The 19,319-nt window shown below is 52.3% G+C and carries 13 protein-coding genes; 6 read left to right on the forward strand and 7 right to left on the reverse strand.

Features of this window, described 5'->3' with window-relative positions; all coding sequences use genetic code 11:
* Positions 1 to 298: 298 nt before the first annotated feature.
* Complete coding sequence (gene dctP, locus AAC086_RS21865; protein WP_339781999.1) at positions 299 to 1,390, forward strand: TRAP transporter substrate-binding protein DctP; 1,092 nt, start codon at positions 299 to 301, stop codon at positions 1,388 to 1,390.
* Between the two features lie 105 nt (positions 1,391 to 1,495).
* Here the strand turns inward: dctP and AAC086_RS21870 are convergent, their stop codons facing one another.
* Positions 1,496 to 1,888 carry a hypothetical protein gene (locus AAC086_RS21870; RefSeq protein WP_339782001.1) on the reverse strand — a complete coding sequence of 131 codons (393 nt, stop codon included), beginning with the start codon at positions 1,886 to 1,888 and terminating at the stop codon, positions 1,496 to 1,498.
* 137 nt (positions 1,889 to 2,025) lie between these two features.
* On the opposite strand from AAC086_RS21870, the gene AAC086_RS21875 reads away from it, so the two are divergent.
* Together AAC086_RS21875 and AAC086_RS21880 are read left to right on the forward strand one after the other, a co-directional pair.
* Positions 2,026 to 5,946 (forward strand): NahK/ErcS family hybrid sensor histidine kinase/response regulator, encoded by a 3,921-nt coding sequence (locus AAC086_RS21875; RefSeq protein WP_339782003.1) that lies wholly within the window; start codon positions 2,026 to 2,028, stop codon positions 5,944 to 5,946.
* A 167-nt stretch (positions 5,947 to 6,113) separates the two neighbouring features.
* Complete coding sequence (locus tag AAC086_RS21880; protein WP_339782004.1) at positions 6,114 to 6,806, forward strand: phosphatase PAP2 family protein; 693 nt, start codon at positions 6,114 to 6,116, stop codon at positions 6,804 to 6,806.
* A 204-nt stretch (positions 6,807 to 7,010) separates the two neighbouring features.
* Here AAC086_RS21880 and AAC086_RS21885 read toward each other — a convergent pair whose 3' ends face one another.
* The 4 genes from AAC086_RS21885 to AAC086_RS21900 form a co-directional block, all read right to left on the reverse strand.
* Positions 7,011 to 7,808: an outer membrane beta-barrel protein gene (locus AAC086_RS21885; RefSeq protein ID WP_339782006.1), complete on the reverse strand. Its 798-nt coding sequence runs from the start codon at positions 7,806 to 7,808 to the stop codon at positions 7,011 to 7,013.
* Positions 7,809 to 7,962: 154 nt separating this feature from the next.
* Entirely contained in the window at positions 7,963 to 8,574 is a 612-nt protein-coding gene (locus AAC086_RS21890; RefSeq protein WP_339782008.1) for a LysE family translocator, read from the reverse strand.
* Positions 8,575 to 8,726: 152 nt separating this feature from the next.
* Positions 8,727 to 9,560, reverse strand: a complete 834-nt coding sequence (locus AAC086_RS21895; RefSeq protein ID WP_339782010.1) for an AraC family transcriptional regulator — start codon at positions 9,558 to 9,560, stop codon at positions 8,727 to 8,729.
* Positions 9,561 to 9,631: 71 nt separating this feature from the next.
* Positions 9,632 to 10,312, reverse strand: a complete 681-nt coding sequence (locus AAC086_RS21900) for a response regulator transcription factor (RefSeq protein ID WP_339782012.1) — start codon at positions 10,310 to 10,312, stop codon at positions 9,632 to 9,634.
* Between the two features lie 363 nt (positions 10,313 to 10,675).
* Here AAC086_RS21900 and pepN point away from each other — a divergent pair, with 363 nt between their 5' ends.
* On the forward strand, positions 10,676 to 13,309 hold the full coding sequence (gene pepN / locus AAC086_RS21905; RefSeq protein WP_339782013.1) for an aminopeptidase N: 2,634 nt from the start codon (positions 10,676 to 10,678) through the stop codon (positions 13,307 to 13,309).
* A gap of 71 nt (positions 13,310 to 13,380) precedes the next feature.
* Here the strand turns inward: pepN and AAC086_RS21910 are convergent, their stop codons facing one another.
* Positions 13,381 to 15,663 (reverse strand): methyl-accepting chemotaxis protein, encoded by a 2,283-nt coding sequence (locus AAC086_RS21910; RefSeq protein ID WP_339782015.1) that lies wholly within the window; start codon positions 15,661 to 15,663, stop codon positions 13,381 to 13,383.
* An 829-nt stretch (positions 15,664 to 16,492) separates the two neighbouring features.
* On the opposite strand from AAC086_RS21910, the gene AAC086_RS21915 reads away from it, so the two are divergent.
* Positions 16,493 to 17,431, forward strand: coding sequence for an SPOR domain-containing protein (locus AAC086_RS21915; protein WP_339782017.1), 939 nt, complete (start codon positions 16,493 to 16,495; stop codon positions 17,429 to 17,431).
* Between the two features lie 198 nt (positions 17,432 to 17,629).
* Positions 17,630 to 18,280, forward strand: coding sequence for a uracil phosphoribosyltransferase (upp, locus tag AAC086_RS21920; RefSeq protein ID WP_339782019.1), 651 nt, complete (start codon positions 17,630 to 17,632; stop codon positions 18,278 to 18,280).
* Between the two features lie 93 nt (positions 18,281 to 18,373).
* On the opposite strand, the gene AAC086_RS21925 is transcribed toward upp, so the two are convergent.
* Positions 18,374 to 18,832 carry a hypothetical protein gene (locus AAC086_RS21925; RefSeq protein ID WP_339782021.1) on the reverse strand — a complete coding sequence of 153 codons (459 nt, stop codon included), beginning with the start codon at positions 18,830 to 18,832 and terminating at the stop codon, positions 18,374 to 18,376.
* Between the last annotated feature and the right edge of the window lie 487 nt (positions 18,833 to 19,319).

The raw sequence follows: 19,319 nt of genomic DNA on the forward strand, positions 1-19,319 counted from the left end.
CATCGGGCAGGGCGGTTTTTGCCGGTTTTAATTTGGTCGCAGTTGCGAAGACCGTCAGACGTCTGGCGGGGGGCCATTTTTGGCAATGAGCACAAGCCGTAACGGCAAGTCGGCCTCTTTAAGAGGATGCTGCGGTGCAGCACATAGGTGGTATGCGTTAATTGCATATCAGCATCCCGGAAACACGCATTGTTGCCATTGGTAAAACCAAAGACTCTGCCCTTCTGCAACGTATTTAATGGCATCAATCTGTCGTTTTTACGCAAAAAATTATCAAATAAGACTTGTGGAGTTCTTCATGAAACGTCGTAATTTTCTAAAAGGTGCCGGCCTTGCGGCAAGCGCAGTTGCTGGCGGCATGGCCGCGCCTGCGATCGCCAAGGCCGATGAGACATTTAGCTGGCGTATGGTTATGCCGTGGCCGAAAGGGTCGCCGGGGCTGGGTGCCAATGGCGAAAAATTTGCCGAACGCGTAACGAAAATGTCTGGCGGCCGTTTAAGCATCAAGGTGTATGGCCCGGGCGAACTGGTACCGGCATTTGAATGCATGGATGCTGTTGAACAGGGTGTGGCCGAAATGGCGCATGGCACCCCGTATTACTGGGCCGGCAAGGACGATGCCGTTAACTTCTTTTCGACCATTCCCTTTGGCCTGATGGGCTGGGAACTTTCGGGTTGGTTGCGCTTTGGCGGTGGTCAGGAACTGTGGGAAGAACTTTATTCACAGTTTAACGTTGTTCCGTTCCTGGCAGGGAATACCGGCCTTCAGGCAGGCGGCTGGTTCAACAAGGAAATCAACACCATTGACGATATCAAGGGTGTTAAAATGCGTTATGCCGGTATTGGTGGCGAAGCCATGCGCCGCCTTGGTGCCATTGTGACCATGCTTCCGGCAGCCGAGATTCTGCCTGCCTTGCAAAGTGGTGCCATTGATGCTGCCGAATGGGTTGGCCCGTGGAATGACTATGCCTTTGGTCTGACCCAGGTTGCAAAATATTATTATACACCGGCCTTTGCCGAACCGGGCACTGGCATGGAAGTCTTTATTAACAAGGACAAGTTCAATTCCTTGCCAGAAGACTTGCAGGAAATTGTCCGCGTTGCCGCACAGGCCAATGCCGAGCAAACCCTTGCTGATTTCACCTATCACAACATCACGTCCTATCAGGCGGTTCTGAAAAAGAATATCGAGATCCGCCATTTCCCGGATGAAGTGATCAAGGCGCTGGCCAAGGAAGCAATGGATGCGGTGAAGGAAATTGCTGGTAAAAGCGAATTTAACCAGCGCGTTTACGATTCCTATATGGACTTCACCAAAATTGCCGCCCCCTATGGCAAGGAATTTGAAGCTACCTGCCTGTTGCAGCGCGACAAAGTTTGGGAAAGCTGATTTTTCGTTTCCTCAGGCGTAATTATTCAAGGGCGGCTTGTAATGGTCGCCCTTGTTTTATGAGCGACCGCATTGATAAGAGATCAAAATGCTGTGCCGGGAAGTTTAGTGATGCTTGTGTGCCCCAGGGGGGCGTGGCAGATCAAACACAAAAGATGTCTGGCCTTCGTAATCGGCAACGGCAATGCGTTTGACCAGTTCGCCCGCAAGGGCAAGCGACGTTTCAATCGACCATTTCAGTTGCTCAACCGCGCCCGTGTTGCCATCGGCCAGGGCTTCGGGCAGGATGCGTTCTTGCAAAAATTTGGCGACCCCGGCAAATCCGCGCGCCGCACTTTCGCAATTTCCGCGCAACACCATGAATTTTCCGGTTTTTTCAACCGCATCGGCAATGCCCGCCAAATGCCCCATCATCACCTGAATCTCGGCATCATCGGTTGCGGTTTTTTGGGCAACAAACCGTAAAATTCCGGCAAAAAAGGCATATTGGGACGACATGATCACCTGATGCTTAATAATTGGTCGTAAGGGCTGTGTGCGTCGTTTTAGTCGATGATGCTGGCGTGGTATAGTCCAAATTGGGAAATATATGCGACACCTGCCCGTCAGGTGATGAAAAGGGATTGTGCGGCAATATGCTTCAGGGTGGTTTGATTTTTATTGTCGCAATGGCCTATATCGGCATGTTGTTTGCCATTGCCCATTATGGGGATCGTTACGCAAAATTCTGGCGATCCTCACGGGTTAAGCCGGTTATCTATGCGCTGTCGATGGCGGTCTATTGCACCAGCTGGACGTTTTTCGGCTCGGTCGGCACGGCTGCGCTGCATGGCTTTGCCTTTTTGCCCATCTATATCGGCCCGGTGATCATGATGCTGGCGGGCTATCGGGTGATGGTGAAAATTGCCACGGTGTGCCGGGCGCAAAACATCACCTCAATTGCCGACTTTCTAGGCTCGCGCTATGGCAAAAGCCAAAGCCTGGCCGCCCTTGTGGCTGTCATCGCGATGGTGGGAATTTTGGCCTATATCGCCTTGCAGTTAAAGGCGGTTTCAACATCGTTTGATGTGCTGATCGGCCCGCTGGGCGAGAATGTGGTGCGCCACAGTGCGACCAATTTCACCAAGGACACCGCGTTTTACGTCACCATCCTGATGGCGGTTTTCGGGGTGCTGTTTGGCGTGCGCTATATTCATACATCCGAACATCACGATGGCCTTATTCTGGCCATCGCCTTTGAAAGCATGGTTAAATTGCTGGCCTTGCTGGCGGTTGGGATGTTTGTGGTCTTTGGCCTGTTTGACGGTATTGGCGATTTGGCCCGTCAAGCCACCCGCCGGGCCGATATTACCGCCCTGTTCGAACCGCAAAGCTGGCTTGCGCCGCATTTCTTTGTCGGTTCGCTGATCGGCATGTTTGCCATTATTTGCCTGCCACGCCAGTTTCACGTCACCTTTGTCGAAAATGACGATAGCCGCAATTTAAAGACAGCGCGCTGGCTGTTTCCGGCATATCTGGTGGCGATCAATCTGTTTGTGGTGCCCATTGCCGTTGCGGGCCTGTTGCTGTTTGACGGACAATCGGCGGTAAACCCCGATACCTTCGTTTTGACCTTGCCATTGTTGGGGGGGCAAAACGGTTTGGCGTTGATGGCTTTTGTTGGCGGGCTTTCGGCCAGTACCGGCATGGTGATTGTGTCGTGCGTGGCTGTTTCCACCATGGTTTGCAATGATCTGGTTATGCCGGTTTTGTTGCGTTTGCCGCACTTGCGCGACAAGGCGACAGGTGATGTTAGTCAGCTTGTGCTGAAAATTCGCCGGATGGCGGTTTTGGTGCTGATGTTTCTGGCCTATGGTTTTTACCGGTTTCTAAGCGAAAAATATGCGCTGGCCGATATTGGCATGTTGTCCTTTGCTGCGGTTGCCCAATTTGCCCCGGCTTTGCTGGCTGCCTTGTATGTGAAACGGGTTAACCGCACCGGGGTCCGCTGGGGGTTAATTGGCGGGTTTGCCTTATGGTGCTATACGCTGCTGCTGCCGTCCTTTGTGCAAAGTGGTTTTTTGCCCGAGCCAATCCTGCTTCATGGTCCGTTGGGCCTGTCGTTTTTAAAACCACAGGCCTTGTTCGGGTTGCAGCTTGACCCGTTGACACATGGGGTGATCTGGAGCCTTGGTACCAATATCATTTTGCTTTTTTTAGGATCTGCCACCGGTATTCAGGGGGTGACCCAGCGCCGACAAGCCCAGTTGTTTGTCGATGTTGGGCGGAACCCGGCGCAAACGCGCAACGATATTTGGCCGGGCCGGGTTACGATTGGTGATCTTGAAGGGCTGGCAGCGCGATTTTTGGGCGCACAATGGGCCGAGCGGGCTTTTTACACCTATCTTGCCCAGCGCAATGGCGATGTCGGGCACGATGATCTGGCCGATATTGATGCGGCTAATTTTACTGAACATTTGTTGAGCGGGGCTGTTGGTGCGGCATCGTCGCGGGTTGTGATGGCGTTGCTGCTGCCCGATAAAGCCGTGTCGCGGCGCGACGCGATGGAATTGCTCGACGAAGCCTCCGAGGCGATCAAGTTTAACCGCGATTTGTTGCTTAATACGCTGGAAAATATCTCGCAAGGGGTGGGGGTGTTTGACCGTGATTTGCGTTTGGCAACATGGAACCATCGTTTTATCGACCTTCTGGGCATTGCCCCGGCCGATATTCAGGTGACAATGCCATTATCGCACCTGGTGGAAACCTGCCGTCATACCGGCCCGCGCGGTGTGGATCTTGATATTTTGCTGGGTCGTAATTCGGCCCCGCAAATGCGCCGCCTGCCAGATACCTATGAACGCAAACGTAATGACGGCATGGTCCTTGAAATTCGCACCAATCCGATGCCCGATGGCGGCTTTGTTGCCACCATTGCCGATATTACCGCCCGTGTGCGGACAGAGGATGCCCTGCGCGAAAGCGAACGTAACATTCGCATTTATACCGATAATATTCCGGTCATGATCGCATATGCCGATAAAAACCAGCGTTTACGTTTCACCAATCGTCCCTATGAACGCATGTTTGGCCTGCGCCGGGCTGCTGCCCATGGCATCAGTGTGGCCGAGGCCGTGGGTGAAAAACGCTATCACCGTTTGGCGCCGATGATTGCCGAAGTTTTAAAAGGGTATCGGCAAAGTTTTGAAATTGATTTCCCCCCCATGGAGGGTTTCACCGAAGAACGCTTTGCCGAAGGCACATATATTCCGCATTTTGACGAAACCGGCGAAGTGCTGGGCTATTTTTGCATTTATCACGATATTACCGAACGCAGGCTGGCCGAACAGGCCCTGAAAGAAGCCAATGAAAGCCTGGAAGAACGGGTCGTGGACCGCACCCGCGCGCTTGAAAACCTTAATAGCGAGCTTTCAGTTGCCAAGGAACAGGCCGAAACCGCCAACGACACCAAAACCCGATTTTTTGCCGCTGCCAGCCACGATTTGTTGCAACCTTTAAACGCGGCCCGCCTGTTTACCGTGGCCCTTGGCGGGCGCATTTTGCCCGATGATGCCGCCGATCTGGTCGGCAAGGTTGATTTGTCGCTTAAGGGTGTTGAAGAACTGCTTAACGAGCTTCTCGACATTTGCAAACTTGATGCCGGGGCGATGCAGCCCAGTTTGCAGGATTTCCCGATTTCTAAAATTCTGAATATTCTTAAAACGGAATTTACCCCGATTGCGCAACAGGCCGGGTTGCGGTTTTCAGTGTTGCCGCGTGATATCTGGGTGCGTAGCGATAGTCGTTTGTTGCGCCGTATTTTGCAAAATTTTATCTCTAATGCGCTGCGCTATACCCGTAAGGGCGGTACTGTTGTTGGCTGTCGGTTGCGCGGCGATGTCTTGCGGATCGAGGTCTGGGACAGCGGGCCGGGCATACCGATGGATAAATTGAAAATCATCTTTCGCGAATTTCACCGCCTCGATAGCCCGGAAAACACCGATGTGAAGGGGTTGGGGCTGGGCCTTGCCATTGTTGACAGGCTGGGCCGCAAGCTTGATCATCCCATTTCGGTGCGGTCGCGCCCTGGCCATGGCACCGTATTTTCGGTGGATGTGCCCTTGGGCATCGCGGCACCCGAAACCCAGGTGCCGCGCCCGCAGCGCCGCCTTGCGGGCGAGTTGGGCGGGCTGCGGGTGTTATGTATCGATAACGAACCCGATATCCTCGATGGCATGCGAGCAATGCTGGTGAACTGGGATTGTGTGGTGGCAACGGCACGTTCCGGTGACGCCGCCGAAGCCCTGTTAAATCCGGTTGATGGCACGACAACACCCTTTGTGCCCGATGTTATCCTGGCCGATTATCATTTAAGTGCCGGTGAAACCGGGCTGGATGTGTTGTGCCGCCTGCGCGATCAAAACGGGCTTATGGTGCCTGGTGTTGTGATTACGGCCGATCGAAGCCCGGAAACGGCAGCGCTGGTTGAGGCGCAATCTTTTGCCATACTGAACAAACCGCTGCGTCCGGCAAAATTGCGTGCCGTTATGACAAGGTCACTTGTCCGAAACGGGTAACCCGACAGCATTGTGTTTTGGTTGCTGTGTGTTGGTGCAAGGAACAGGTGACGGGCCGATAGGGGATCGGCGCCTTTTTTTTGGCACAAACCCTTGATCCAAGCGGTTGTTCAACCGTTGCCGCCTTATGCAGTGGGGCGTGCGATGTTATAAAAAGGATGCCGTCTTTGCGTAAAATTGCCCGAAACCTGTCCGATACCATTCGTCAGAAAACCTCGTTTGAACCGCAAATATTGGCCTGTATCGTTGCCATTGCCGGGTTTTTAGTGCTGTTTGGCAAGCTGGTTGAAGATGTTTTCAATCAGGAAAGCGGGGCGTTTGACAAGGCGATCCTGCTTTTTCTGCGCAACGGCAATGATTTGGCGCAGCCGATTGGACCTGCGTGGCTGTTGGGCGTTGTGCGTGACATTACCGCACTGGGGGGCGCTTCTGTCTTAGCGCTGTTTACGTTAATTGTTGTGACCTATTTGCTGGTGGCCGGGCATCGCCGGGCGGCATTGCTGGTGGTGCTGTCGGTCGGGTTGGGGGCTGTGTTAGAAGAAGTCCTGAAAATTGCCTTTGACCGGGTCCGCCCCGATATTGTGCCCCATCTGGTGGCTGTGCATTCGCTGAGCTTTCCCAGTGGCCATGCCATGTTGTCCGCGATCACCTATTTGACACTGGGCACCTTGGTGGCAAGGACCGAAAAGCAGTGGCGGGTGCGGGTGTTTGTGATGTCGGTCGGAGTGTTCATGACTCTTTTTATCGGCTTTGGCCGCCTTTACCTGGGCGTTCATTGGCCGACGGATGTTTTGGCAGGCTGGTCGTTAGGGGCGGCATGGGTGTTGCTGTTCTGGCTGGTGACGCGCCGTTTTTTGTAATTTCTTTGAGAAGCAGTCAAAGAGCATTTAGATTGTTCAAATGCCATGCGTAATCTGCTTTAATTCACCTGACTGGGCGGCAATTTTGCGCCAGCGTGGCAAAAATACAAATAGAATAAAGAAGTCTGCATGGCAGACTGAATAAATCTGGCGGAACTCACATGGCGCCGCCAGATTTATTTTTCTGAGGTGTTTGCTATGGTCCTAGAAATACTTGATCAGGCCAAAACGAACATTGTGGGACTGGAAGTCGGCTTTGTGGTCAAAAGAACCGGCAAAGGTGGCAGCGCCCAAGGGGACAAATCGTGCAAATGATTGTTCTTCACTTATAATTTCCGGAAAATAGTTGAAAACGTAATCCCCGCGGACTGTCCAGCCGTTCCCAAGGTTGTAGGCTACCCCCACATTGGAGGAAACACCCAGCGCCCAGGATTCCTTGTCAAAGTCCTCGGGTTGACCACCCCCATTGTCGTCAATATAGCGGAAATTGTAATTAAAGCGGCTGATTGATGGACCTGCTGCAGCATGGATCATCCAATTATCGAAACTATAGCCAATTTTGGGTCTGATGCTGAAAGAGAACCTGGTTTTAATGGTGGTTTGTGTGGAAAAATCGATTGCAGCGGAGGTGAAACGAACGGGCCCGGTATTGGTCGTTTCTGAATAATCCATCGCTGTGAGGTCGGCTTCGATCCCGTAGATAACATTGCCATGTCTTTGGTTGTAGCCCAACAAACCGGAACCCGTTGCGGAAAAACCGTCGATTGTTTTTTGGAGGCCCGGTCGTAATTGATCAAGATCGCTTTGTTTATTAAAATAGGGGCTGCTTTTCGCCTCGGCATCGAGCTGGGACGTGCCGTATATGCCCCCAATAAGCAAGCCGCCGTAAAACCCTTGCCATTGATGTGATTCTGCAGCATTTGCGTCACGGAATGGACCCGAAATTACTGTTGCGGTTACGCAGAGAATTACGCAAGTGATTAATCTTGGATTGCAATTCATGGTAACGATGTCCTTGAGGATCTCTACTAAATATTGTGGATCATATTTAGCTTCGCGGTCATGCGCAATAAATTATAAAAGCTGAGAACATGAAGGCATTGTGATCGACTTGGTACCGCGATGTGAACGTGGCCTGTTGGCAACAGAAAATGCTTTAGCGTGAGGATAAAGCCAGACGAACGCCAAGTAAGACAAATATGCCGGCCAGACTGCGGCGCAGCCAAAGCATCACTTTGGGCCGTGTCAGAACCTGACGCCGGGCGAGGGCGGCAAAAATGCCGTATCCGGCAAATACCACAAAAGTCAGCCCCATAAACACAGTACCAAGCATGATCATGCGGGTGATGCTGTTGGGGGTATTTTGCGGTATGAATTGCGGTAGAAAGGCAAAAAAGAACAGGGTCAGCTTCGGGTTCAGGATGTTGATCAAAAAACCGTTGCGTATGATCTTCACAATGTTCGATTTGATCAGATTAATTTGGGTATTTAAAATTGAATGATCGCGCCAAATTGCCTGTGCCATGTAAAGAAGATACAACACACCGAGATAGCGCAGGGCCTCGAACGCCAGGGCGCTGCTGTGTAAAAGGGCGGCCAACCCCGCGACACTGGCGATGATGGCCGGAATAATGCCCAGCGTGCATCCAAGTGCGGCCCACAGGCTGGCTTTCCATCCTTGTCCGAGCCCGTAGGTCAGCGTGTAGATAACCCCGGTGCCGGGTAAAAGAATAATAACAAGCGATGTGATGAGAAATTCAGCGGTCATGTCTGTGTCCTGAATAATAATGCCACGGTTCGGCATCACAGCCTTGCGCGGCGTATGCCGAAAAAGGCAAAGGTTTCAGTCCAAAAATGGGACAGGCACAGGTGTACGGTCTTGAATAAAATTGCAGACCGGATGAGGGAGATAAAGATGCCTTAGCGTCGCGATATTGCTTTTGCCAGCTTGCCGGGGCTATAGCCATAAAACCTTGTGAACTGTCGGGTCATGTGGCTTTGATCGGAAAAGCCAGCGGTAAAGGCGGCTTCGGCAAGGGGCATGTTTTGCCCAATAAGGTGGCGGGCAAGAAGGGTGCGTTTTTGCACCAGATAAGCGTGTGGCGTGTAACCGGTATAGCGATAAAAATCGCGGATCAGCTGATATTTTCCCAACCCGCTTGTCCGTGCAAGGTCGCCAAGTTGCAGCGGTTCGCCCGGTGCATCGTCAATTTGCTGTCTGGCTTTCACCACACCGGGGGCAATCAATATGTTTTCGCTCGGGCGGTGGCATTCTGCCAGGCTGGCCCGTGCCAGAAGGATCAGAAGTTCTTCGTATTTCAGATCGTCAGAATTGTAATCATATTCATCATGACTTAGTGTTAATAAATGGAAAACAAGGTTGAAGTATCGCGTCAAGGTTGGTCGCTGAAAAATCGGGCTGGTGAATTCATGTTCAGGCGTATTGCCGTCAAACAGGGCATCGATGGCATTGGTCAGAATGTTGGGGGTGAAATACAGCATCCGCCATGTGCGAGGGGCCTCGTTAATCGGAACACCATCATGGATCTCGCCGGGATTAACCGTAATAACAGTACCGGGGCCTGCTTCAACCATGCCACGTCCGCTGGCCGATTTTTGCGCTCCCCCATCAATCATGCCAATGCCGAACTGGTCGTGGCTGTGACGGGCAAAGTGGTGGCTGGAACAGGCAGTGACCGCCTGGGTACCGGGCTGTGACGTTGTAAGGATGGTAATATGACCTTTGGTCATCATCTGGGTCCACTCCAATGACAGCGGTCATCATGCTATCTGGGGCAGGGACGGTGCTGTGCGATGGCTGCCGCTTAAACCTCTACGGCCGGTTCTTGTAATTGTAATTCGCGCGCGACAATCACCGCCTGGGTGCGGCTATGAACCGATAATTTGCGTAAGATGGCCGACACATGGGCCTTGATTGTGGCTTCGGTGACATCAAGTTCATAGGCGATTTGCTTGTTTAATTTGCCTTCGGTCAGCATGTTCAACACCCGCAATTGTTGCGGGGTAAGCTGACTGATCTTTGCGGCAATGTCGGTGTTGGCGTCTTTCTCCGGGGAATTTTCAATGGCCTCGCGGGCCCAGTCGGGCATCCACATTTCGCCGTCCAGCACGGCACGCATCGCGGCACCAATCTGTTCGACCGGGGCGGATTTGGGCACAAAGGCAGCAGCACCATATTCAATGGCGCGGCGCACTACGGGCAGATCCTGGCTGGCGGAAACAATGGTAACGGGAATATCGGGGTAAGACGCACGCAACGTAAACAAGCCGGTAAAGCCGTTCATGCCTGGCATATGCAGATCTAACAATACCAGATCAATATCCTGGCCTTGCTTGCGACACGCTTCAATCGCGAGAATGGCTTCGCCAAGGCTGCCTGCTTCGTGAATGGTAATCTCGGATAATTCGGACGAAACAGCGTGCGACAGCGCGCCGCGCATCAGCGGATGATCGTCTGCAATCAGGATGTGAAAACCGGTGGTCATAAGCGAACGATCCCCTGAAACAGTAAATTAAAAACCGGATTGCGGATAACCCGCAACCGGTTCACAGCGCTTGCGCGGCACTTTCTGTCCTGCGGGATTTTTATTTTTGGGTGCGACACTGAAAAGGAGTGAGGGAAACCAAAGAACACCTTCGCCCCACGAATGTGAAACTTCGGCCCCCCTCGCGCCACCATTTGTGATTATGACGTGTAATTGCTGCCTCGTAAACTCTGCATTTGTCGGTATGCACAATCCGCGCTATTTGTGAGGGCGAAACAGTTGCAATCGTGCTTGTGAATGCGGGATGATTGCTGTGTGTGATCCGCCCGAAAAGCGCGAAAGAACAAGGAAAAGGACCCTTTCATGTCGGAACAGCCCCAAGTGATTCGCCGCGAGGATTATACCGCGCCCGCGTTTTTGATCGAAACCGTCGAACTGGTTTTTGACCTGGACCGCGAGGCGACAACGGTAACATCGCGGCTTTCGTTAAAAGCGAATCCGGATTGCGCAACCGGTGGCGGCGACGAAGTCGCGCTGGATGGCGAAGGCATGAAATTGCTGTCGGTTGCTGTTGATGGTACCGAACTGGCCGCAAGCGATTATCAGGTGGGTGCGACGTCGCTTAAATTCAACGCACCATCCGATCAGTTTGTTGTTGAAATTCAAACCCTGATCTCGCCGGTTAACAATACCCGCCTTGAAGGACTGTATGTCTCGCAAAGTGCCTATTGCACCCAGTGTGAAGCAGAAGGTTTCCGCCGGATTACCTATTTCCCGGATCGCCCCGATGTCATGGCAACCTACCGCGTGACGATAAATGCGCCCAAGGATAGCTGCCCGGTGTTGCTGTCTAACGGTAATCTTGTTTCCAGCACCGATCTTGATGATGGCCGCCATCAGGCCGTGTGGGATGATCCGTTTCCCAAGCCCTGTTACCTGTTTGCCCTGGTTGCCGGTGACCTTGCCTGTGTCGAAGACAGCTTTAACACCATGACCGGGCGTGACGTTGCCCTGCGTATTTTTGTCGAACATGGCAATGAAGATAGCTGCGATTATGCAATGGATTCGCTCAAACGGGCGATGAAATGGGACGAAGACGTTTATGGTCTGGAATATGACCTGGACCTGTTTAACATCGTCGCGGTTTCGGATTTTAATATGGGTGCTATGGAAAACAAAAGCCTGAATGTTTTCAACGCGAAATACATTCTGGCCAAATCCGATACGGCGACCGATACCGATTTTGAACTGATCGAATCGATTGTTGCCCATGAATATTTCCATAACTGGTCAGGCAACCGCGTTACCTGCCGCGACTGGTTTCAGCTTTCGTTGAAAGAAGGCCTGACGGTTTTCCGTGATCAGGAATTTTCCTCTGATCAACGCTCCCGACCAGTGCAGCGGATCAAGGATGTGCAGCGCCTTCGTGCCGGGCAGTTTCCCGAAGATGGCGGCCCGCTTGCCCATCCGGTACGGCCCGACAGCTATATGGAAATCAACAATTTCTATACCGCCACGGTCTATCAAAAAGGGGCCGAATTGATCCGTATGATGCACACTTTGCTGGGCAGCAGGGGGTATCGCAAGGGGATCGACCTTTATTTTGAACGTCACGACGGCCAGGCTGTAACCTGCGATAATTTTGTTCGCGCAATGGAAGATGCCAATGACGTTAACTTCGATCAGTTCCGCCTGTGGTATTCGCAGGCTGGCACGCCCAATCTGGTGTGGGAAGGCGAATATGACGCCAAACTTCAATCCTATCGCCTGAAGATCACCCAAAAAACCGAACCGACACCGGGGCAGGTGCTCAAATCTGATTTACAAATGCCGGTCAAGATTGGTCTGCTGAGCCGTGATGGTACCGAGATTCTGGCACAAACCCTTGACCTTACAGAGGGGACTCAGGAATTTGTTTTCAACGATATTGCCAAAGAACCGGTTGTGTCGTTCAATCGCGATTTTTCCGCCCCTGTTAATGTCGGCACCACCCCGTCGCACGACGATCTGGCATTTTTGATGGGCAACGATACCGATGCCTTTAACCGCTGGGAAGCGGGCCAGAAATATGCATCAGACCTGCTGGTCCATGCGGTTAACGCGTTTGTGAAATCGGGCGATGCATCAACCGCAGATCACGCCTTGGGCAATGTTGATGCCTTTTGCAATGCGCTGCGGGCAACGCTGACCAACGACGACCTCGATAAGGCCTTTCGCGCACAGGCTATGATTTTGCCAGGTGAAGCCATGTTGGCAGAGCAACTCCAACCAGCAGATCCCGAAGCGATTTATCAGGTCCGTCAGGCCCTGCTTCGCAAGATCGGACTTTCCTTGCAGGATGAATTTGAGGCAGCCTATCGCAATAACGCCTCGAACGATGCCTATAGCCCCGATGCGACATCGGCAGGGCAACGGGCCTTGCGGTCGGTTGCCTTGTCTTATCTGGTGGCAACGGGCGAACGTGTATTTGTTGATTTGGCACTCGAGCAATATCGCACCGCCGATAACATGACCGATCGTATGTCCGCTCTGGTGGTCCTGAACGATCAGGATCACCCGGGGCGCGATGAAGCCTTGGCCGATTTTGAAAGCCGCTTTGCCAGCGATACCGTCGTGATTGATAAATGGTTTGCGCTTCAGGCGATGTCGTCGCGCGCAGATACGCTTGATCAGATCAAAAAGCTGGTGGAACATGCCGCCTTTACCATGCGCAATCCTAACAAGGTGCGCGCCCTGATCGGGGCTTTTGGCATGGGCAATCAGCGTAATTTCCACGCCGCAGACGGCAGCGGCTATGCCTTTTATGCGGATCGTTTGATGGAACTTGATAACCTGAACCCGCAGGTTGCGGCCCGTTTGGCCGCCCCCTTGGGCAAATGGCGCAAGTTCGATGACAACCGCGCATCTAAAATGAAGGCCGAACTTAACCGCATTCTTGCCAAGGAAAACCTGTCGCGTGATCTTTATGAAATCGCCAGCAAGTCTGTTGCCGAATAAAATTGCCGTCATCTGAATAAAAAAGGCGGAGCCGGTTATTGTGGCTCCGCCTTTTTTCGCGAAAATGGTTTTTAATCGCCGATTTTAACCCGTGAACTAAAAGCAGCCATTCGGTCTGACAGGTTTTTCGCCATTTGCGAAAGCTCATGGCTGGCAGTGTTCAGATCATAGGCTGTTTTCCCTGTGCTTTGCGCACCCCCATTCACAAAGCGGATCATTTCATCCATCGTCCCGGCACCCTGTGCAATCCGCTGGACGTTCTCCGAAATTTCATCCGTTGCGCGGCGTTGTTCATCAACCGAACTGCTGATGGTGTTCTGAATGTCATTAACTTGATGAATGACATCGCCAACCGTGCTGATCGAACGGGCAGCTTTTTTCACTTCGGTTTGAATGGCACTGGTCAGATCGCCAATCTTGCCTGTTGCATGTGCCGTTTGGTCGGCCAGCGATTTAACCTCGTTGGCAACCACGGCAAATCCCTTGCCCAGTTCACCCGCCCGTTCGGCCTCGATCGTGGCGTTAAGCGACAGTAATTTGGTGCGGTGGGCAATGTCGTTAATCAGATCAATAATCGATCCGATTTCCGAACTGGCATTTTCCAGCGATATGATGTTGCGTTGCGATTCTTCGGCTTCCGAACGCGCACGTTCCGTTACCGAACTTGCATCGCTCGCCTGACGGTTAATTTCTGCAATCGAAGATGAAAGTTCCTCAACGGCGGTCGCCACATTCTGGGTGTTGTTCGCTGCATCGCGCGATACATCCAGTGCCGTTCCCGACTGGGTAACGGTTTCCTCCGACTGATGGGTCAGGTTATTTGCCAGTTCCAGCAACATTTCCGATTGTTGTGTAACCGAGCGGGCAACATTCTCCACCTCGACCACCAGTTCCTGAATGGCAATGCGTCCTTCCTCGCGTTCGCTCACATTGTTCCAGGCCAGCATGGTGCCAACAAGTTCGCCATCCTTGTCGTGCACCGGTGCGGCAAGAATATCCAGATGGTTCTGACCAGACAGAAGCACGTCTTCGAACGGCAGATTGCTCGGGTCTCGCAATTTGCGCTGAAAGTCGGGGCCAAGTTCAAGGAAGTCTTCTTTGACGTCTTTGGTGTTGCCACCAAGATATTGTTTGGCACTGGCGTTTAAATAGGTCAGATCCCCGTCGGGTGATATAAGGGCCGTCATTGTTGGCGTGTTCTCGACCATGTTTTGTAAAATCATGGCTTGGCGAACCGATTCACGCAATTGCACCAGGGCCTTGCGCATTTCCCCGATTTCATCTGTGCCAACCTTGGGCAAGCGGACACTGGTGTCGCCCTTTGCAATGGATGTCATGGCACGGGCAAAACCGCGTAAATTGCGAAAAACTGTCAGCCGTAACAACAGCCAGCCCGCACCCCAGCCGACGGCCAAAACGGCGACCAGCAACTCGATCGACAAGTTTCGCAATTCGCCGGTGCGGCTGTAAAATCCGGTGATGTCACGGGTAAAACGCGCCTGGGCCCATTGGCCGCCCCGACCATTGTCAATATTGACATCAACCGACGCGCGGTGCTGCTTTTTACGGGTATCTTGCGCTTCTTCTGTTGCCGCTTGGGCATCATCTGCGGTGGCTACCGCCGGGGCGGTGTCTTCTGTTTCCCCGTCATTTTCCAGGCTTTCAAACAAAACCTGTCCGTCATTGCCAACAATGCGAAAGTCACCGCCCAAAACGGCCCCCATACCCTGCAAAATGGGAAGTGGGTCCGTTACCACTTCAAGAAAACCAACGGCCTTGAAACCGCCAATCGGCAGGATCATGCTAAAAACCGGGCGGCCATCACTCATTTGCCAGATATACGAAACTGTTTTGCGCGCAGCGGCCTTGTCGCGTGATTTCAAAATCTCGTTCAGGGCCGGATCGTCGGCAACACTTTCCCCTGCGCTGCCTTCTGAAGACACAACTTTGTTAAAGTTACTATCATAGGCGATTGTCGCAATCAGGTTGATTTCCCCTTGTGTCACCTGACTGGCATTGGAAAAGAACGTTAGTTCCGTTTTTATGTTGTCGACATTGTTTTCCTGCAATGCCTTTACCAGGCGCGTCGTGCGCGACCAGTCATTGGCAACAGGGATGATTCGGTTTGCGTAGTCATTGATGACCCGTGATCTTACAAAAAAATTCACCGTGCTGCTGACCGAACTGTTCAGCGTTTCCACGGCAAAATTGCGGTAATTGTCGCCAGTCCACAGCAGCATCCACGCCACTGCGCCCGACAATAAAAGACCAATTACCATAAGGATACGGCGCAATGTGAATATGCTTGCGCTCTTGTTCCCCACAGCCGTATTCACGGCCTTGTCTCCCGTCATTCAACACCCTCCTCAGTCACGTTGATTTTTTATATCGGTATTGATTGTGACCTCCCGTTGCATCCTTCTGGATGCTTTGAAATCAATCCAAACAGAGCTTTCGCAGAAAGACAACCGTTCTGACGCATTTTGCGTAAATTTCCCGACTTGCTCGAACGCCCCGTTCCCCGTAGGAACGCGACAGTTTCAGAACGGGGAATGGATATTGCCGAGGTCAGACGAAGGTTCAGATTTTCGATGGTTGAGAATGGGGGTAAAAAAATAATTGCGAATGTGTGTGATAATCGTTTGCAATTGTAATTCGAGTTGAGTATGAGTGTTCTTGTCACTGGCCAACGGGATACCCGTTGGTGACATGACTTCCAGAGAACATGGCGTATCTGGAAGTCCTTCTTCGGGAACTCTCTCCCCGAAGGTCGATCTCTCTCACTCGAGGGGCTGGCATCCGGTATTTGTGCGGGACAAAGCCGGGCTCAATGCCAGCCCTTATTTTTTGCCATATTCAGTATCATGTTGTGTTTTATGCTGCGAATTCGTCAGCATTTAAGTGTTTTTTAAACCGCCTTGCGGTTAGAAATACCTTTACCGTGATTTTTATCGCTGGCCGGACACGACACGAATTTGAACAAGGCGCAAAAAAGTGGCCGAGAATGACCCAGACCATTCCAGTAAAGATACAGAAGGGCGGGCGCCCAAAGCGCCCCTGCCAGCGTTTTTTTACGGACAAGGTAAAAACAATGCCGGGTCTCAAGGGGCGCGACCGCTTTTCGCGCAACGGGACCACGGCCGTTCGCCAGCATATTCTACCATTAACAGGACAATAGCAGACATGGATCGCAAAACATTGTTGGGGCTTATCACCGGGGCCTGCATGCTGGGCCTGGTGCTGTTTTTTGGCGGTATGCTGGTGGGGGCAGGTCTGTTTATGGGGCCCGATGCGCCGCAAACAAACGAAACCGCTGCCAATGGCGATAAAATGGAGTTGCTGGCACAAAATACGGCACCGCGTATTCAAACCGACATTACCCCGAAAAACGCGCAGACAAGCGATTCTGGCACCAATAATGCTGCTGGCGCGACAGACACCGAGGGCGAGATGTCGCCCCTGGCGGCACCAGGTGTTGATGCATCGCGTGGGGCCGACGGGGGGGATCCGGTTGGGGATCTGATTGCGGAAAAAGCGGCAGGCGTGTCTGAGCCGGAAATGAAGGCCCTGGACGAAAATGGTGCACCGGCTGTTCCCGATATGGGCGATATGTCGGCTACAGAAAACGCGGCGGTTGATGAGCCAGCGGGGAGCGGCGGCGAAGATGTCGCTGCCCCGGAAAATGCGCCTGCCGCACCGGTGGTCAAAGATGTTGCGCCCGCCAAACCGGTTGCGCCGCAAATTCGCACCGATGCCAAGCCGCCCAAACCGGCGGTTCAGAAAGACACGGTCTCAAAAACGGCTAAAGCAACTGAAACCGAAAGTATGGCATCTGCGGCTCTTCACCGGGAACCAGGCAGCAAGAATATGCCTTATTCCATTCAGGTTGGCGCGTTCAAGGTTGATGCCAATGCCCGCCAGCGGGCAGGGGAATTGCGTAAAAAGGGCCTCGAAGTGGCCGTGGTTGAGCGCGGCAGCAATGATGGTGCCTGGTATTATGTGCGGGTCGGGGCCTATCCCGATGCATCCTCGGCGCGAAACGGGGCTGAAAAAGTTAAAAAAGACACCGGAATTGACGGTTTTCCTGTCCGTGCTGAACCCAATGATAAAACAATTGATTAAACAGGCGGGTGCTCTGCGTTCTTATGTGGTCTGACAATGCAAACGCCGATGATTGACATCGGCGTTTGCATTTTAAGGGGAATGTGCGGCATGCTGTTTTAACAGGTGGGCCAATGGACTTGCCTTCCTTGGGCAAACCCTTTAGGTGACACTCCAATAATTTCCGGCGCAGTGTAATTGAGGATGGCTGGCAGTATCATGACCAATCAAATCGAATTTCCCAATCTTCACATTCTCGATCATCCGCTGATCCAGCATAAACTGACCTATATGCGCAAGGTCGATACATCGACCAAAACCTTCCGGCAACTGTTGCGCGAAATTGCCTTGCTGATGGGCTATGAAATTACCCGCGAATTGCCGGTCAGTTTCGAGGAAATCCAGACCCCGATCTGTAAAATGAAGGCACCGCTTATTCATGGGCGCAAGCTGGCGGTGGTGCCGATTCTGCGTGCCGGGCTTGGTATGGCCGATGGCTTGATCGAATTGATGCCGTCCGCCCGTATTGGCCATATCGGCATGTATCGCGACCCTGAAACCCATTTGCCAGTCGAATATCTGGTGAAATTGCCCGAAGTTGAAGGCCGGACCTTCATTCTGGTCGACCCGATGCTGGCAACAGGCAATTCCGCCGTTGCTGCGATTGATGTTTTAAACAAACACGGGGTCAAGGATCAGGATATTAGGTTTATGGCGCTGGTTGCCGCCCCTGAAGGAATGCGCGTTTTTCAAAAAGCCCATCCGGATGTGCCGGTTTATACCGCGGGCCTTGATGAAAAACTCAATGAAAAGGCTTATATCGTGCCGGGTCTTGGCGATGCCGGTGACCGCCTGTTCGGAACGCGTTGAGTTATTTGATAATCAAAAGGACCGTCATCCTGAATTAGGATGACGGTCCTTTTTTTATTTTGTTACATGGTGTTGGTCGTTATCGCTCCCGGATTATCCCTTGGGCGATACCGTAATATCAATGGTCGATCCGCTAAACGATCCGCCGGTCAGTTTAATGGTCGCAACCCGGCTTTCACGGTCATAGACCAGCACACTGACATCGGCGCGGACCACGGTTACTTTGCTCCAGCCGAAATTCGGCATTTCGCGTTCGTAAAAATCATACATCTGTGCGGGTGTCCCGCGCGAATTTAACACCAGCCGACCGGTCCAGGCATCCGATGCGCCAAAAATAATGCTGCGATCCATATCCAGTGTTGAATTGGACGGCATCGGAATATCGGTAAATTTGGTGAAAGATGGCATTGGCGATCCGCCCTTGTTGCCATCCTGGGTGCTGGCCGTCGCGGTCGAGGAACCCGATGCCATATGTGACAGGTTCTCGCATCCGCCTAATATCAGCGAAGCCACCAACGCCACACCATATATGCCATGTCGTAATTTGATCATGTTTTCCTGTTCCTCATCCCAATCGGCATACTCTAACACCTTGCATAATCAAGTTGTCGGGTAAAATAAAGGTTCTCAATCGCTAAATTCTGTCTTTTTCAGACATATCCGCCGTATCGGCGCATTTTTTATCGTTTAATCCTCATGGCAGGCAGGGCCATCGCCTTATGTTCATGTGATCAATATCTATTGAGGAGCCCCCTCTATAAAGGGGCGCGGCATTGTCGCTTTGTACACGGCACGACATTACAGTACCGATACTTTGCCGGTTCGCATTGATCTTTGCCGGTGTGAATAACGTTGTTTTTGGGGCTTTGGGGCAGGCTGGCAACTGTTGGTCATCTAAGTGCCCGGTCCGGGCGTTACGGTTGATACTGGCTTACTGTTAAGTATATGATTTTTGGCCTTTTGCTAAAAAAACGTCATAAACGTCATTTTTGTTTAAAAAAGGTATTTACAGGTAAGGGAATGGCCCCTATAACCCGCC

The sequence above is a fragment of the uncultured Thalassospira sp. genome (assembly GCF_963976115.1).
Classification (GTDB): domain Bacteria; phylum Pseudomonadota; class Alphaproteobacteria; order Rhodospirillales; family Thalassospiraceae; genus Thalassospira.

Bases quoted from the DNA above. Each gene is read 5' to 3' on its own strand.
- dctP (WP_339781999.1), top strand. From the start codon at position 299: ATGAAACGTCGTAATTTTCTAAAAGGTGCCGGCCTTGCGGCAAGCGCA.
- AAC086_RS21870 (WP_339782001.1), bottom strand. From the start codon at position 1,888: ATGTCGTCCCAATATGCCTTTTTTGCCGGAATTTTACGGTTTGTTGCC.
- AAC086_RS21875 (WP_339782003.1), top strand. From the start codon at position 2,026: ATGCTTCAGGGTGGTTTGATTTTTATTGTCGCAATGGCCTATATCGGC.
- AAC086_RS21885 (WP_339782006.1), bottom strand. From the start codon at position 7,808: ATGAATTGCAATCCAAGATTAATCACTTGCGTAATTCTCTGCGTAACC.
- AAC086_RS21890 (WP_339782008.1), bottom strand. From the start codon at position 8,574: ATGACCGCTGAATTTCTCATCACATCGCTTGTTATTATTCTTTTACCC.
- AAC086_RS21895 (WP_339782010.1), bottom strand. From the start codon at position 9,560: ATGATGACCAAAGGTCATATTACCATCCTTACAACGTCACAGCCCGGT.
- AAC086_RS21900 (WP_339782012.1), bottom strand. From the start codon at position 10,312: ATGACCACCGGTTTTCACATCCTGATTGCAGACGATCATCCGCTGATG.
- pepN (WP_339782013.1), top strand. From the start codon at position 10,676: ATGTCGGAACAGCCCCAAGTGATTCGCCGCGAGGATTATACCGCGCCC.
- AAC086_RS21910 (WP_339782015.1), bottom strand. From the start codon at position 15,663: ATGACGGGAGACAAGGCCGTGAATACGGCTGTGGGGAACAAGAGCGCA.
- AAC086_RS21915 (WP_339782017.1), top strand. From the start codon at position 16,493: ATGGATCGCAAAACATTGTTGGGGCTTATCACCGGGGCCTGCATGCTG.
- upp (WP_339782019.1), top strand. From the start codon at position 17,630: ATGACCAATCAAATCGAATTTCCCAATCTTCACATTCTCGATCATCCG.
- AAC086_RS21925 (WP_339782021.1), bottom strand. From the start codon at position 18,832: ATGATCAAATTACGACATGGCATATATGGTGTGGCGTTGGTGGCTTCG.